This is a genomic window from Sphingomonas sanguinis (assembly GCF_001476905.1).
Classification (GTDB): Bacteria; Pseudomonadota; Alphaproteobacteria; order Sphingomonadales; family Sphingomonadaceae; genus Sphingomonas; species Sphingomonas sanguinis_B.
This window is the reverse complement of sequence record NZ_LDTE01000063.1, coordinates 19,818-33,726: the sequence shown is the minus strand read 5'-3', so window position 1 is coordinate 33,726 and position 13,909 is coordinate 19,818. Positions and strand designations below refer to the sequence as shown.

General features: G+C 55.8%; 21 protein-coding genes. 6 read left to right on the top strand and 15 right to left on the bottom strand.

Annotated features, from left to right (window positions below):
• Positions 1-15: 15 nt before the first annotated feature.
• The 12 genes from SB4_RS10585 to SB4_RS10530 form a co-directional block, all read right to left on the bottom strand.
• A complete protein-coding gene (locus tag SB4_RS10585) occupies positions 16-264 on the bottom strand; it encodes a hypothetical protein (RefSeq protein ID WP_058752538.1) in 249 nt (82 codons plus the stop codon).
• 32 nt (positions 265-296) lie between these two features.
• Positions 297-752: a hypothetical protein gene (locus tag SB4_RS10580; RefSeq protein ID WP_058752537.1), complete on the bottom strand. Its 456-nt coding sequence runs from the start codon at positions 750-752 to the stop codon at positions 297-299.
• Positions 752-1,165: a phage tail protein gene (locus tag SB4_RS10575; RefSeq protein WP_056437615.1), complete on the bottom strand. Its 414-nt coding sequence runs from the start codon at positions 1,163-1,165 to the stop codon at positions 752-754. The genes SB4_RS10580 and SB4_RS10575 overlap by 1 nt, the downstream gene beginning before the upstream one ends.
• A 48-nt stretch (positions 1,166-1,213) precedes the next feature.
• Entirely contained in the window at positions 1,214-1,576 is a 363-nt protein-coding gene (gp17, locus tag SB4_RS10570) for a tail completion protein gp17 (protein ID WP_058752536.1), read from the bottom strand.
• A gap of 7 nt (positions 1,577-1,583) precedes the next feature.
• Entirely contained in the window at positions 1,584-2,036 is a 453-nt protein-coding gene (locus tag SB4_RS10565; protein ID WP_058752535.1) for an HK97-gp10 family putative phage morphogenesis protein, read from the bottom strand.
• Positions 2,033-2,464: a phage head closure protein gene (locus tag SB4_RS10560; RefSeq protein ID WP_206598000.1), complete on the bottom strand. Its 432-nt coding sequence runs from the start codon at positions 2,462-2,464 to the stop codon at positions 2,033-2,035. The genes SB4_RS10565 and SB4_RS10560 overlap by 4 nt, the downstream gene beginning before the upstream one ends.
• A 29-nt stretch (positions 2,465-2,493) precedes the next feature.
• Positions 2,494-2,793: a head-tail connector protein gene (locus SB4_RS10555; protein WP_058752534.1), complete on the bottom strand. Its 300-nt coding sequence runs from the start codon at positions 2,791-2,793 to the stop codon at positions 2,494-2,496.
• Positions 2,794-2,866: 73 nt separating this feature from the next.
• On the bottom strand, positions 2,867-3,994 hold the full coding sequence (locus tag SB4_RS10550) for a phage major capsid protein (protein ID WP_058752533.1): 1,128 nt from the start codon (positions 3,992-3,994) through the stop codon (positions 2,867-2,869).
• Positions 3,984-4,709, bottom strand: coding sequence for an HK97 family phage prohead protease (locus SB4_RS10545; protein WP_058752532.1), 726 nt, complete (start codon positions 4,707-4,709; stop codon positions 3,984-3,986). Before SB4_RS10545 ends, SB4_RS10550 begins: the two co-directional genes overlap by 11 nt.
• A gap of 8 nt (positions 4,710-4,717) precedes the next feature.
• Entirely contained in the window at positions 4,718-5,938 is a 1,221-nt protein-coding gene (locus SB4_RS10540; RefSeq protein ID WP_241488581.1) for a phage portal protein, read from the bottom strand.
• 30 nt (positions 5,939-5,968) lie between these two features.
• Positions 5,969-7,642 (bottom strand): terminase large subunit, encoded by a 1,674-nt coding sequence (locus SB4_RS10535; RefSeq protein ID WP_058752530.1) that lies wholly within the window; start codon positions 7,640-7,642, stop codon positions 5,969-5,971.
• A gap of 13 nt (positions 7,643-7,655) precedes the next feature.
• Positions 7,656-8,069: a hypothetical protein gene (locus SB4_RS10530; protein ID WP_058752529.1), complete on the bottom strand. Its 414-nt coding sequence runs from the start codon at positions 8,067-8,069 to the stop codon at positions 7,656-7,658.
• Between the two features lie 40 nt (positions 8,070-8,109).
• Here SB4_RS10530 and SB4_RS10525 point away from each other — a divergent pair, with 40 nt between their 5' ends.
• Positions 8,110-8,712, top strand: coding sequence for a hypothetical protein (locus SB4_RS10525; RefSeq protein WP_193753793.1), 603 nt, complete (start codon positions 8,110-8,112; stop codon positions 8,710-8,712).
• A gap of 201 nt (positions 8,713-8,913) precedes the next feature.
• Entirely contained in the window at positions 8,914-9,423 is a 510-nt protein-coding gene (locus SB4_RS19600) for a hypothetical protein (protein WP_153006176.1), read from the top strand.
• Here SB4_RS19600 and SB4_RS18955 read toward each other — a convergent pair.
• Positions 9,409-9,777, bottom strand: coding sequence for an HNH endonuclease (locus SB4_RS18955; RefSeq protein ID WP_082670110.1), 369 nt, complete (start codon positions 9,775-9,777; stop codon positions 9,409-9,411). The genes SB4_RS19600 and SB4_RS18955 overlap by 15 nt on opposite strands.
• Positions 9,778-9,831: 54 nt before the next feature.
• Here SB4_RS18955 and SB4_RS10520 point away from each other — a divergent pair, with 54 nt between their 5' ends.
• Together SB4_RS10520 and SB4_RS10515 are read left to right on the top strand one after the other, a co-directional pair.
• Positions 9,832-10,161: a DUF4236 domain-containing protein gene (locus SB4_RS10520; protein ID WP_058752527.1), complete on the top strand. Its 330-nt coding sequence runs from the start codon at positions 9,832-9,834 to the stop codon at positions 10,159-10,161.
• 67 nt (positions 10,162-10,228) lie between these two features.
• The gene (locus SB4_RS10515) at positions 10,229-10,750 is read left to right on the top strand and encodes a Ros/MucR family transcriptional regulator (RefSeq protein WP_058752526.1); all 522 of its coding nucleotides are present in this window, start codon (positions 10,229-10,231) and stop codon (positions 10,748-10,750) included.
• A gap of 103 nt (positions 10,751-10,853) precedes the next feature.
• Here the strand turns inward: SB4_RS10515 and SB4_RS19595 are convergent, their stop codons facing one another.
• Both SB4_RS19595 and SB4_RS10510 read right to left on the bottom strand, forming a co-directional pair.
• Positions 10,854-11,765 (bottom strand): TIR domain-containing protein, encoded by a 912-nt coding sequence (locus tag SB4_RS19595; RefSeq protein ID WP_153006175.1) that lies wholly within the window; start codon positions 11,763-11,765, stop codon positions 10,854-10,856.
• A 42-nt stretch (positions 11,766-11,807) separates the two neighbouring features.
• Positions 11,808-12,920, bottom strand: a complete 1,113-nt coding sequence (locus SB4_RS10510) for a hypothetical protein (protein ID WP_058752525.1) — start codon at positions 12,918-12,920, stop codon at positions 11,808-11,810.
• A 264-nt stretch (positions 12,921-13,184) separates the two neighbouring features.
• Here SB4_RS10510 and SB4_RS10505 point away from each other — a divergent pair, with 264 nt between their 5' ends.
• Both SB4_RS10505 and SB4_RS10500 read left to right on the top strand, forming a co-directional pair.
• Entirely contained in the window at positions 13,185-13,667 is a 483-nt protein-coding gene (locus tag SB4_RS10505; protein ID WP_058752524.1) for a hypothetical protein, read from the top strand.
• Positions 13,664-13,849, top strand: coding sequence for a hypothetical protein (locus tag SB4_RS10500; protein WP_058752523.1), 186 nt, complete (start codon positions 13,664-13,666; stop codon positions 13,847-13,849). The genes SB4_RS10505 and SB4_RS10500 overlap by 4 nt, the downstream gene beginning before the upstream one ends.
• Positions 13,850-13,909 lie beyond the last annotated feature (60 nt).

Below are 13,909 nucleotides of genomic sequence, written 5' to 3'. Positions count from 1 at the left end.
GATTGAGTCTCAGCCCTAGTAGCCAGTGTCATCCTCAATGACGTTGAACCCCGCGAACGCCGCTGCAATACGATCTTCAAGCGTGACGGCTGCGGCGCGCTTTGCCTCTAATCGGGCAGTTTCTTCGGGGTCGCGGTCGAGGAAATGGGGAGCCTCTTTTTCCGTTCGCTTATACCACTCCATTTCGAGGAGAAGGCGGGTGCGATCGTCCTCAGCGGGAGAGCCGAAGGGTTCGAAAAAGTGGTAGGCTTCCCACTCTGCCATCTCATCTGGCGATAGCTGCCGATTGAGTTCGCTTACCGTTTTGCCGAGCGCGAGAGCGAGCCGGAAGAGGAAGCGCCTTTCCGGGCTGGCGCGGAATTTTTTTTTAGACTTTCGGGATCACGCCGGGCGTGTTCTTGCATGGCCTGCCAGAGTGAGACGATGGTCTGGTAGTCGAGTTCCGCAAAGGCGTCATAGTCCGCGACGCTGAACATCTGGTCGCCGTTTTCGTCCACGATCCCGAAGATCACGGTCAGGATCGCTTGTTCGTAGAGATCGACACGGGGCAGGCCTTCACGCTCGACCTCCGGTAATGCCTGATCTTCCTTCCAAGCGGTATGCGCGGCATCGTTGGCGTAGATGGCATCGAGGAGGTCCACGCGCGCCCGCGCCGACAATGCGCGGATGCGCACGGTGCCGCCCCACTCAGGAACCTCAACATCAGAGGTTGGAATGGGGGCGGCAAGGATCGCGTCTCGTGAGAGGAGCATCAGGCGGCAGTGCCCTTTGTGACTGGGCCACTGACCTCAAGCGTGATCGCGCCGGTCCACTGCTTATCGACGCCGCCCGACTTTTCGAACGACGGGACGAAGGCGTCGAACGTCCACTGCGTGCCGCTCGCCACTACTTTGAACGATGCCAGCGTACCGGCGGTGCGCGCGGTGTCACATGCCACCTGACCAGCGTCCGCAACAATGTAGTTCACGCTGATCTTGATCGAACCCTCATCGGGGATACCCATCTGTTTTTCTTTTGCGACGGAATCCAAGTCCGTCACGTCAATGATGGATGCAGCGCCCGAGCCGATGCCGCTAAAGTCGGTGACGCCCGAGATTTTTGTATAGGTGCTACCGGTCTTGATTGAGATTGTCGTTCCCTGCGACGGCAAAACGTTCTTGGCCATATTTCTCCTGAAAACTATAGTTCAGGATATTTATCTCCGTGGCATGATTTAGACGGTTGTATAGAATTTGAAGAACAAGAGTGCTCGGTGAAGTGTGGCCTGCGTTGTGGTGTCGGCCATCATATGTTCGTCAAGCCACTCGACAGTCTCGACACCGTTTTCACGCCAGATAATGAGGCTGTTTCGGATGGCGCGCGCAAGGATTTTCGCTTGGCCGTAAGACTCACTCGATATGCTAATTTGGAACGTTACGAAGCCTTCGTCGCCTACTGATCCGTCAAGATCGGTCGTGACCTGTGTTTCGAGAAGCTGATAGACCGCGCATGGAAGAGCGTAAGCGGTTGGCGCTACGCTGGGGTAGACATTCGGAATACAAGTTTTGAGGCGCGCATTTAGAAGCTGGTCGATCATACGGTATTTAGACGCCGCGCTTAATCAACTGCTTGTTCAGGACTTTGCCGATTGTATCGATGATAGATTGCTGAGAGTTTGTCAGCGCGCGAATCATGAAGGGGTCGGCGGCGTTGTGAATGCTGCCGAACTCAACGAATGAAGAATGGTACGCGCGTGAGCCGATCGTCACCGCGTTCTTGACCTGCGTGGGGTCAGCGCTCTTAAGTTTCTTTACCTTGATGTTGTTGACGATCTTCCCATGCGTTTCTTGCCGCGTCGTGCCACCCTTATTATGACGGGTGCGCGTTTCGCCTTCGGAAGTCTTGGGTGAGTTTGGGGCCTCTTTGATTGCCTCCTTGCGCAACGTGGCCGCGCCTGCGCGGTTCGCAATCTGGCCAGCTTTGGTGGCTTCCTGCTTCGACAGGCTTTCCAAGCGGTCTTGGAGCGCGGCCAGACCCCGCAGGTTCGCGGTGATCACAGACGCTCCTCCAGTGTGAGGACCATCGTCTGGCGGCGGTCTGGCTGGTCGATCGCCACGATGTCGAATTCGGTGTCATCGATCTGGACACGCATCGCCGTGGTGATGTCGGGGCGATAGCGGATAAGGTAACGAGCCGTGGAGTATGTGTCGCGACCACCCGCCCGCGCGGCGTCCTGCGTGCGCAATTCGAGGCGCTGGGCATGCAGCAAAGCGATCTGGCGAAAGCTGGTGATGACCTGACCGAATTCGTCCTGTTCGTTGCCTGCATCGTCGTAGCTGCCCGCGTCATCGCTCGCGCCAGCGCCTGCGGCGAAGAACATGAGCGAGGAGCCGCTCGTATCATCGGGTTCGATAGCGGGTGCCCCCGCTGCGACACGCGTCAGGGAGATGTTGGACGAACCGCTGCGCGCGCTCAGGAGCGTCAATCGCCGGTCAAGTTGTCCCGCGTTGATCTTCACAGCGAAAACACCCGAAATGGGGCGCAAAGACGGGTGATTGTCGTCATGGCGGCAGTGGCGTCGCCCGCGCGATCATCGAAATGCGCCGCGACGTGAACGGCGATGGCGTGTTTTAAGGCAGTCGGGACGATCGGCGTCACGAGCTTCCCGTCGCTGTCGGTGTAAGGTCGAATGCGTCGGCTGGTCAGGTGTTCGACAATATCCGCGCCAGACTCGACCAGCATCTGTATCGCGTTTGGGTCGGTTCCCGCATCAATTCTGAGCCATTCTTGAAGTTCGCTTTGTGTGATCAGCATGAAGATATTTATGCTGATACGAAAAGAGCGGGGATTGCTCCCCGCTCTTCGCTTTTCATCCTGCTATTCCGGCTTATGCCGCGACCTTCAAAAGCTTGTAAGCTGCGGTATCCACGACACAGCCACCCACACGCTTACGCGTCTGGTAGGTGACGTAAGGCTGCGCGATATACGGGTTGTAGAGCATCGACATCCCGACACGGTCGGCAATCGTGTAGGCGCGCTGGAAGTCACCGAAGACGATAGGCGTCGAGTTCGCTGCGATGTTCGGCATGTCTTCGGCTTCCACCACCTCATAACCAGCGAGCAAGCCGGGGACGCCCGACTGGAGGCTATCCTGCCACAGGTAGCGACCTGTGGTGTCCTTCAACATCCGAACCTGACCAAGCGTGTCCTTGTTCATGATGAAGCGGGCGTTCGGGCGGTACGCGGCCTTCAGCGAGTGGACCAACGCAATGATGGAGTCAGCGGTGATCTTCGCGGCGTCGCCGGTCTTCACGGCCTGAACGGTGCCGAAGGCGCGGGTGGAGTCGGCGGTGAACGCTGTGGTGACGTTGAGGAGCCCCTTCGGCTTCTTCACGCCATCGCCGAGGAGGAATGCGGCACCTTCTGCGCGAGCAAACTCGGTCGCGACCTCACTGGTTACGAAACTCGCGATGTCGAATGCGGAATCCTCAAGGATCGTCTGAGTGACGAACGGGCTGGCATATAGCTCGCCAAAGGACGGCACGATTTCGACCAGCGACGACGCGGCGGTTTCGGGCCGAGCGTCCTTCTCGCCGACCCATGCCGACGCGGTCCCGCCCACGGAGAACGGAATGTGGAAGTCGGGCGTCGTGACGGAGATGACCCGCGCGACCGAGCGCATCGGCGAGATGTCGATCACGGCCTTCTGAATCTGGCTGTCGATCAGCTTCGGCACGGTGTAGCCGCCCTCAGCCGGGACCAGCGCCGACATCGCTTTGATTTCCATGGAGTCGCCGCCACGGAGGTACATGTTGAACGCCTTCGTCTCATTGTCAGTCGTAATGTTCGACACGATGGCGGGGCGATTTGCGGCGGTTTCGAGCGCCTTAATTTCGGCGCGAAGCTCGGTCAGCGCCGTGTTCAGCGCGTCAGCCTGCTTGGTTTCTGCACGGTCTACGGCAGACTTGAACTCGGTTTCGAGATTCTTGAGTTCGGTATTCAGATTAGCGGACATACATCTCCTTGATTGTTGCAACACTCGATCGGATGGCCGCTAACGCAGCCTCGTGGTATTTAGCTTGCTGTTCATCGTCGGCGTCTTCCTCGACATCATTCGACTTTTCATCTTCGTCTTCCGTGACCTCGTCGTCGGCGGTATCGTCCTCACGGCTGTCAAAAAGCTTTGTGATCGCGTCTTCGCCAAAGCCCGCAGCCGTAAGTTTTTTCTTCAAATCTTCATCCATGTCATTCTCCTGATTCTTGACGCTCGCGACACGCGCCAATTCGTTGCACGGGAAGGTAACGACCGAGATTTCGATCAACTTCGCTTCGGTGATGGTCCGCGTCTTCCCGTCTATTTCATATCCGGTCGCGATATATCCGATGGACAGCCCAGAAACTGCCCCGGCCTTCACCGCTGCGTAGGCGTCACGACCCGCTGTCGTGTCGAGGAATTGGCCGCTGGCTTTGAGGCCGGTTGAGTCCTCTGTGAGATCAGTCCACACGCCAATCGGTAGCGCGAAGGCGTCGTGATTGAAGAACATCGCGGGCATCGTTCCCGCCGATTTGTGTTCTTCGAGCGTGACGCTGAATGCTCCGGGCGCGATGATGTCGCGCGCCTGATCCACATTGTTGAAAACTGCGCCATAACCCTCGAAAGTGCGCGCCGTCGCACCTTCCGTTTCGGCAAATTTAACCTCTATCTTCCCCGCGAAAGCCTTCTTTTCCATGAGGGTATTTATTCGGCGGGGGCTTGCGGCTGTTTGTCGGGACCAAATAGATTGACGGCAGGTGTCAGGAGGTCGGCCGTGGGATCATCGGAACGATCGAAACCCTCCATTTCGCGAGCTTCATTGCGGGTGAAGATGCCGCTCGCGATCCCGTTTTTATAATATTCCATCCGTTCTTTGGCGGTGCCCCGCAGGAAGTCGCGGTTATCTATCGTGACGCGAAGGCCAGCGACGCGTTCGGCATCTGTCAAAAGCGCCTTTTCGGCTGACTGCATGTAGCGAGCGTGCCAGTGCGCATCCGTGTCTTGATCGTGCGCGATGTGGACTTGCTCAACACTCGCGTAGGACTGTGAACCGAGCGATTGAAAGACCTTCGTTGGACTGACCCGGAAAAATCGGCAGACTTCTTCAATCTGGTAGCGGCGAGCTTCTATCCACTGTGCATCGTTGGCCGTGGAGGCGAGCGGATTGAACTCAACGCCAGCGGGGAGGAGGATTGTTTTGTGAGCGTTGTCCACTCCCTTGGCCTGTGAGTTCCAAAATTCGGTGAGTTCGCGGACCTGTTCGGGGTTCAGCACTGTGCCGTTTGAAGGAGACAGAATGCCTCCCGGCTTTGCGCCGTTTTTAAATAGGTTTGCGCCGTACGTCTCGGTCGCGGTCGCAAGGCCGAGGGCATTGCGAGCCGCCTTGATCGTGGGCATCCCCTCATAGGAGAGCCAAGCCGGTCCCTTGAGGTGCCAAATTTGCGATGATGGGACACGCATCCCGTAGAGGTAGTAGCGGACCTCACCGCCCAGCTTGGTTTCATCGACCTCTATCGCGACGTTGCCGGGGTCGATGGGTAGAAGTTCAAGAATTTCGCTCGTGCGCTGAGAGCGATTGATGAAGACGTGGGCGTTGCTGTTTAACGCGAGATGCCAGCCAATCTGTTCGCGAAATTCGTAGCTGGTTTGACGCGAATTCGGTGAACGGTTGAGAAGATTGTAGAGCGAATGATCGGTTGCCGCGATGCGCCCGCCAGATGTTTCGCGATGGAGATAGCACGGCGGGAGGGCAAGGCCCTCAGCGATGACGCGAGCGCAAGCATGAACCGCGCTGACAGTCGTGCCGCCAACGCCGATACCCATAGTTTCGCGAAGTGCCGCCTCAACCGCTTCCGGTGAGGAGATCGTCGGCGTTACTGTATTGTATTCTGACTTCTGTTCTGTCGCTCCAAAGAGCCAATCCATAAAACCCATTGGTTATTTAGGTAGATGGGATTAGTCCAAGACGGCGAACGTCAGTTTGACGGGCGGGGTAGGGCGCGTTTCGCAAGACGCAGCGTACGCCATCAATGTCGCGGTCATCGCGTCAATCTTCTGATGCTTCTGTGATTTTGACGGCTTCACGGGAATGCGCGTCACACCTTTCTCAGAAACGGCGACATTGGCCGCGCACCAATTCAACACCGGGTTATTGGGGTGGCGGATATGGCCGTTCTTCAGGTCGGCCTCAAAGTCATCAAGGGTGGTAGTCCAGAGGGCAGGGGCAGATGCAGGCCAAATCTCTGTCTCGATTCCAAGTGCTTCGACCTCCTGACGTAGAAACTCGCCCTGCCATGGGTCAAAGATCGCCTTCACAATCTTGAAGTCACGGCATAGCCGGAGGACGTGACGCATGACTTCTGCAAAGTCAGATGCTGTGCCCTCCGTCGCGCTCAAGTGGCCGCTGTCGATCCAATCTCGGTACGCGGGAGCATTCGGAGATGCGTCCAGTGCGCCTTCGGGAAGATGGGCGAAGGGGAAGATGATCTTGCGGTTGCCGTCTGGGATGATCAACGAAACGGCAGTGAGGTCCTGACGCGTCGAGATGTCAGCGGCGAGATAGGCTTCCCTGCCACGATAGCGGGTGATGTCGAGCGTTTCATCTATCGCCGACGCCCACAACTGCGTCGTGAGCCATCCCGCTGCGCTCGCGACCCATTGATTGAGATGCTTGGTGCGGATCGCAGCTTGTTTGGCAGGCGACTGGCGCGCCTCGCTAAGCTGGTCCTGTAGATAGGCGGCACCGACACTCACGCCCCAACACGGATTGGCCTTCCGCCACGATGCTTCGTCACGCCAGTCGTCGCCGGGGTCGATAGTGTAGATGAGGGCGAACAATCGGTCGTTGGCCTTCAGGCCAGCCAATACGGCTTCGGCCTCCATCTGCTCAGCATGGCAGACACCAGCGAGATTGTTGCCCGCCGTGGTGATGATGAGAAGAAGCGGCTGTGAGCGCGCGCCCATGCCAGTGCGGAAGGCGTTAATCTGGGTATCGTCGCGGGCCTGATGAAGCTCATCGCAGCACGCGAAATGGGGCGATGATCCATCCTTGGTATTGGCGATGACACGAGAGAATTTCGAACCGCTCGTGACACTATAAACGGCGGATTTCGCCACACTGATGTCGAGGGCTTCGGCCAGTCCCGGCGACATCTCCACCATGCGGCGGGCGGGCTCGAACACCTCGTTGGCCTGCTCCAGTGACGTTGCGCCGGAGTACCCTTCCGCACCCGGCTCGCCGTCTGCGAATACCATGTAGAGCGCGATCCCGGCGGCGAGGAGTGATTTGCCATTCTTGCGCGGCAACAGGATGAGGGCTTGGCGGTAGCGCCTGAGGCCGGTGGCTTTTTCGAGCCATCCAAAGATGTTCGCAAGCGCGAAGACCTGAAACGGTTCAAGGCGGATGGGCTGGCCAGCCCATTTGCCTTTGACGTGGACAAGGCCCTGTATGAAATTGCAGACGTGATCGACCGCATCTTCACTGAAGATGAGGTCCCGGCGGTCAAAATCGGCTTGGAAACGCTGCGCCGCCTGCTTGATCTGGACGCACGCAGGCGTCTTTCCACTCAATATGTCTTTGGCATAAACGGCGGCGACGGCTGAAAAACTGTTTCGGGTGAATCTTCTCACCCGATATTTAGGATCAGCGCACCTTAGGCCGGACGGTGAAGGGCGATGCCGTGGGCTTATCCGCCGTTCCTACGCGCGCGAGGCGAGAGCGAAGCCCCGCAATGCCGAGTAATTCAGCCATGCGGCGAAGCTCAGTCAGAAGTGCAGCCTTGGGTAGCTCGCCCGCGCTGATCTGGTCGCGATAGAGGGCTTCCATGGTGCAGTAGCGGGCAAATAGGCTGCTATCTGCGTCTGTGATCCCACAGGCCGTGACCCGGTCCAGTTCCTCACGCCAAACCGAGCGTGCTTCCTTGGTCAGATAGCGGGGAGGGATTGGGGCGCTCTTGGCAGGCGTCCCGATTTCGGTGATGTCGGCGTGGCGGTCAGCGCGGAAAGTGCCCGCGAGCGCTTTGGCGGTTGGATTTGCTATTCTACGCCCGGTTTTCATGCTTTTATTTAGCACGCTACGCAGTTCGGGAGGTTCGCAATTGTCGCTTGATCTGGGTTTTGCTGAATTGCTCGACCGGGTCGAGAAGCATATCGGGCCGAAGCCGACCAAAATTCTGATATTTTCAGCATGGCTTTTCGCCATGGCCTTTTTCGTCAACGGCATCTTTGGATACGTTGTGCAGCCGCTTCTCAAGGTTGGTCCAAACGTTTGGACGGCGTTGTCTTGGATGGACTACTTTAGGATCGGCCTGACGATCCTGATTGGTGTGTCGACATTTTCGTCTCTGCTCGAAGCATATCGAATGAAACTACTTCGCGCTGAGTTTGAAGGGGCGACGGGAAGGGCAGACGAATTACTCGATAACGTCAGCGCATTTACACGTAAGGTTCAGCGAGAAGCAGACAGCGACTTAGAGAGAGCGAAGCGGCTTATACGTGATGCGGCGCATAATGTGGAGCGGGCGCGTGAGCTTCAAAGGGCAGCCCAAATGCTGGCCGAGGATATGTATGCAATCGGCAGCGCGAAAGAAGTTATGTCAGACGAGATGCTGGCCGAATTTCGTGGTCTACTCGACAGTTTTGAGGAGGCAACTGCTAAGCTGGATCATCCCGGCGGTGAACAGGATAGGTCTGAGGCCTGAAATTTCATTCTGACATGAAGAAAAAAAGGCTGGGGTGCGGTGTACGCCTTTGAGGGGACGGGATGATTTCACCCCGCCCCCTTCATGACGCGCTTGATTGGGAGGTCGAACCTCCAAATGTATTTATCATCGCGGTTCAAATCGCTGCCGATTTCCAAATTTTGGATCATTTCCCTCGTGTTAACCGTTTGCGTTAGGCTGATGGCTGATGCGAAGTCTTACTCTCCTCAGCGTAAGGGAGTAGCGATGCCAAAATCAGATTACCGCGCGGATGTTATCGGTTGCTATGCGATGTGGTCGCCAACGCTCCATGATGCGCACCGGAGAAAGTTTCCATCGCAAGATCATACTATCATCAAGATTGGTAAGTCGGAAGACATATTTGGTCGTATCGATAATCACAACGGAATTGATTCAAAGTTTTCTATCTTGAACTGGGCCAATGACCGTGATGGTTATGCCCATGTCAAAGATTGGAAGCTTTGGCGCATAACCACGCAGCTTAATGGAATGACGCTTCGCAGAAGGGAATTGCAACTACAAGATGCCCATGTGCGCGTCGCAGATTTTGTCTGGGAAGACATTCATCGGAAAGTTTCCGATCGAAAATATATCCCTGCCGTCGAAGAGCTATTTGTCTGTAGGATCGCCACCGTCGCGGGTCAGTTTGGCATGCCAATAATGCCCATTGCAGAGTTAGGTGACGGGTGAAGGACCGGCACGCCTGAGCCATTCGCCCAATTCCGCATCGAGGCCAATCGAGGTGATGTCATAGCCTCGATTAGAATAGCGCGCCTCAATGATTGCCTTGGCGTCATTGCAGGCGCGGCAGGCGGGCGCGAGGTTCGCGATATCGTTGGTCCCGCCAAGGCTGAGCGCGATTATGTGGTCTATGATTGTTGCGGGGGTGACGTGACCGAGAGCACGGCAATAGCGGCACAATGGTTCGGCGTTGAGAATGGCGAGGCGCTGTCGGCGGTATGATGCAGAACGATCGCGAAGGCCGCTGCTGCCGCCTTTGGTGAATTTCGTTCGACATCGGAACGACTTCGGTTTGTCTGGCACCTATTATTTAGATAGGTTGGCTGTAACTGATCAAATAATCGGGAGGAGCGAGAAATGGGCTTTCGGTTTCGCAAGTCGATCAAAATCATGCCCGGTGTCCGGGTCAACGTCAGCAAGTCGGGCTTCAGCACGAGCGTTGGCGGTCGCGGCGCGACCATGAACGTGAGCAAGCGGGGCGTTCGGACGACAGTCGGAATACCGGGGTCTGGCCTCTCTTATTCGACCCTGCACGGCAAGCCGAAGCCGAAGCCCCCAAAAGTGAACTGGCCGATGGTGTCGGTGGATAGGCCGCAAATTGAACCTTCCAAATCTGGGATCGGTATCGGAAAGACGATGATTATCGCTTTCATAATCATCGTTTTGGCGGCTGCGCTTCTTAGCTGAAGATAATTACTTGCACCTACGGCCATGCAGACTATCTGCGAACGTCTCCCATCCAAGGATCGAAAACATGGCCGATGAAAACTTTGAAATTGACGCTGTCGAACTCGCCACCGAACTGACGGTAGCGTGGCTCGCTAACCCCAATACCCGCACGTCGGCCGATGATGTCCCCGCGTTCCTGCACAAAATGCATGAGACGGTTTCGAGCTTGATGGGCGGTGGCGCTGCGACGACGGAGATTGAAGCGCCAGTCGAGTACACCCCGGCTGTATCGGTGCGTAAGTCGCTCGCATCGCCTGACCACATCGTCTCGATGATCGACGGCAAGCCCTACAAGACGTTGCGCCGACATCTCGCGACCCATGGCCTGACGCCCGAAGAATATCGCGAGCGCTATAGCCTGAAGACCGATTACCCGATGGTCGCCCAGACCTACTCCGAAAGCCGCCGCGCCATGGCGAAGAAGATCGGTCTTGGCCGCAAGCCGGGCCAGAAGGTCGAAAAGGCTGCGGCTAAGCCTGCTCGGAAGGGTAAGTCGGTCGCAGACGCTAAGGCGGCGGCTCAGGCTCATTTGGGCGGCGAAGGCTAACTTTTTGCCCTGAGTATTATTAGTATGTGGGCTGGGATATGGGGTTCCAGCCCAAGTTTTATGGACTGGTAAGTAGTTCTTATTTTTAATGCTTTTCCGTGCTCTATGTTTTCCCTTTATCTTGCGGCTTTTTCTGGCGGGCTTTGCGGGTCGGCTCGATACTGTGGACGCTTGGAGCCGTTCGCGCGTCATCCGTGATATCTTGCGATGGATGCTGGGCTGCGAGAATGTCAGCACCTGTAACGACTATAGGCGTAGTCGCTGTGTTTGCGTTCATGGCCGCTAAGAGTTTACTTCGAAGAGCTGGGTCATTATATATATGTGATAGATAATTCAACGGTACCGATGGTCTGCTGGCGAATTCTTCTTTAAACATTGTTCGTAGAAGACTCGAAATTTGATCGTCTGACATGGTCGCCAAGCGCCCTTGACCCTGAATTGCTGGCGCGACATTGTTCTCGATTCGAGATATTCTATCCGAGAGATTGGAGAGAATTTCATCTCTCGGATCGCCACTGCTTCTAATCTCCTTTAGCGCAGCCGCTTGTGTAACAGGATTTGACACCCTGTAGTTTTCGTCTTGTGTTGCAAAAACTGCTGCCCGAAGATGATCCTTAGCACTCACAATACTCTGAAAGTCTAAAATGTCGACAAATATTGTCCGTTGATCAGCATTGTCGAATGGTAGCTTAACCGATTCGGCGATGATATGGATGGTTGGCTTCTGCAGAGCGTGTCGAATACCTAATTCGTAAAACGCGTTGGGGTTGAATCCTGTCAGGTCGGCAATGACAAGATCAGCATTTACAATATCATTGATGACAGCCTTGCTAATCGATCCCGGCGCGGCATCCTCGTCGGCTCTTTTTACGTGATAGGATAGTTCGTCGGCTTCTAAAACTGGCTTGATTATGCCGTCACGAAGCCAATCCGCAAGCTTGCGCACTGGTGTTCCAACCTCGCCGATTGGACCGACAATAAAGCATAGTTTTTGGTCTGCTTTTTCGTTTGGCATAAAGCTCCTCAATAATCGGAAGACGTGTGATCGGCCAAAGATTTATGCAAAATTTGCTGGACGGCGCTGAACCTCGACCTCTGAGAGTCCGACGAACGCGACGTGATTGACACCATCCTTCACCTGTGGGCGGATCGCCTCCCAATGAGCAAGCAGAATTCTAAAACGGCGGAATTGACGTGTTCCTTCCGCTGTGGGTATTTGCGCATCCTTCACAGTCCACGCGCTCCCATACTCACTGTCGGCAATCGTCATAACTCGTCGCTCGACGTCGGGGGCGTACCATTGTGCGATGTTAATCCACTGTCTTAGATTGGCTTCCCAATACGTTTGGATGCCAACCCAGTCGCGCCAGTCGTTGTCGCTATATGTCTTTCCATCCCTCAGTTGCACATAGAGTGTGTCTGCGACGGAGGAAATTTCGCCTTCTAGGCCGCGCAACATCTCGCGATTTTGTAGCGCTAAGAATGATTGAACAACCCGTTGAGAGTTCTTCTCAACCAAATCGCCCAGCTTACCGATGTCACGCGTGTTTATAGCGCCGTCCACCCGCACCATTTCCAACTTTTCTTCGATCTTTGTCAGCGTTGGAAGTCGCTCGGAAAGCGAGTCTAAAGTCTTATCTCGTTCTGCAAGGGCGAATCGGAGACGTTTTTCGAGCTTTTCTAACGACTCTTCGAAGCGGGCTTCTTGGCCGCACATACGCTGATAATCGTCGATTATCCGCGCCTGCTTTTCGGCCATCTCGTCAATCCGTGCATCGGTTTGGAGAACTGAAGGCGACGGTCGCTGTCGCCTGATTGCGTCGAGGGCGGCGGCAACGATAACGGTCTGAAATAGCATCAGCCATCCCCACAGCGGCATGAGCGCCGACACCGTCATGAACAGCGTTGGGAGCTTGGGTAGGCCGAACTGATTGCTCGTCGCATCCCACATGGCAATCGCTGCAATGACGCTGGCGAAGGCTGCGGTGACGCGAACCCAAATAGGTTTAAAGATCGATCGCAAGGCGGCGGCGGTAAGGGTGGGCGTCGGCGGCATATGATACGATGGCCGCTGGCGCGGAAGCGTGTCAACGACCCCACGTCGCAGCATTATCAAAAAAATGCCAAACGAATCGAGTTTGAAGCTGGGCGGCACCTTGTTTGCGAGCATCCCTCGTGGGAAACTTCAAAATCGATAGGAGGTAGTCATCGTGCCATTTGATTTTCCGGCCTTCTTCTTGCTGCTCGTCACATTCGCGTTCGTGCTTAGCGCGTGGTTCGGATTGATGCGCGCGCTGTACGCAATTGCAAATTGATAACGGCAGACCGCACACCGTCATTAGATCGTGTGCGGTCTTCCACGATAGTTCGAAGATTGACAATCGCGAAGTTCTATCTACGTGTCGCGCCATAGACGGCAGTAGGGAAAACTGGCATGGCTCTCAAAGACCTCCTCGCACTTGCGGATAAGAAGCTGCAAGACGTGTTTCACACTAAGGCCTACGACCCCGGTAGTGACCGCGAGCGTACGATCCTTCGCATTGAGGACCAGCGGGCGAAATTTCTCGCCACTGAACCGGCCAAGGGCAAGAAGGACTTCGTGGTTCAGAACAAGGTCGTGCAATATAGCCCAGTCGTGCCACGCGCTGGCGCACTGGTGATTGCGGGTGAGACAACGCACTACATCCCCAGCGAACGTTTCACCGACTTTCTGGATGTGTTGAAGACTGAGATCGCGAACGGCAATCTCGACCGAGAATTGGAAGCGGCCCATAGCGAAGAGAGTAAAGCCGCAAAGTCTACCCGCTCTGCGCGTGCGCCTCGCGAAGGTGGTGGCAAGGGCTGGTCTGAAGAACGTCGGGCAGCTTACGCAGCGACGATTGCGGCGCGCAAGGCGGCAAAGGGGCAGGGCGCATGACTGTGTCGCTGCTTGACCAGATTCGCGGCTACGAAGCGGCGGCAAATAAGATTCTACAGGAAATGGACGCGGCGCAGGCATTGCCTGATCCTGCCCGCAAGCAAAAAGAGGCGGACTGCAACAGACGCCTCTGGCCTATATACGATGCGCTCATGAAGCTTACTAAGCTGCCAGAACAATAATTTCTCGGTATATTGAAGAGAGACGGGGACAAATCTCAGCCTCTTTTGCATAGCCGTACT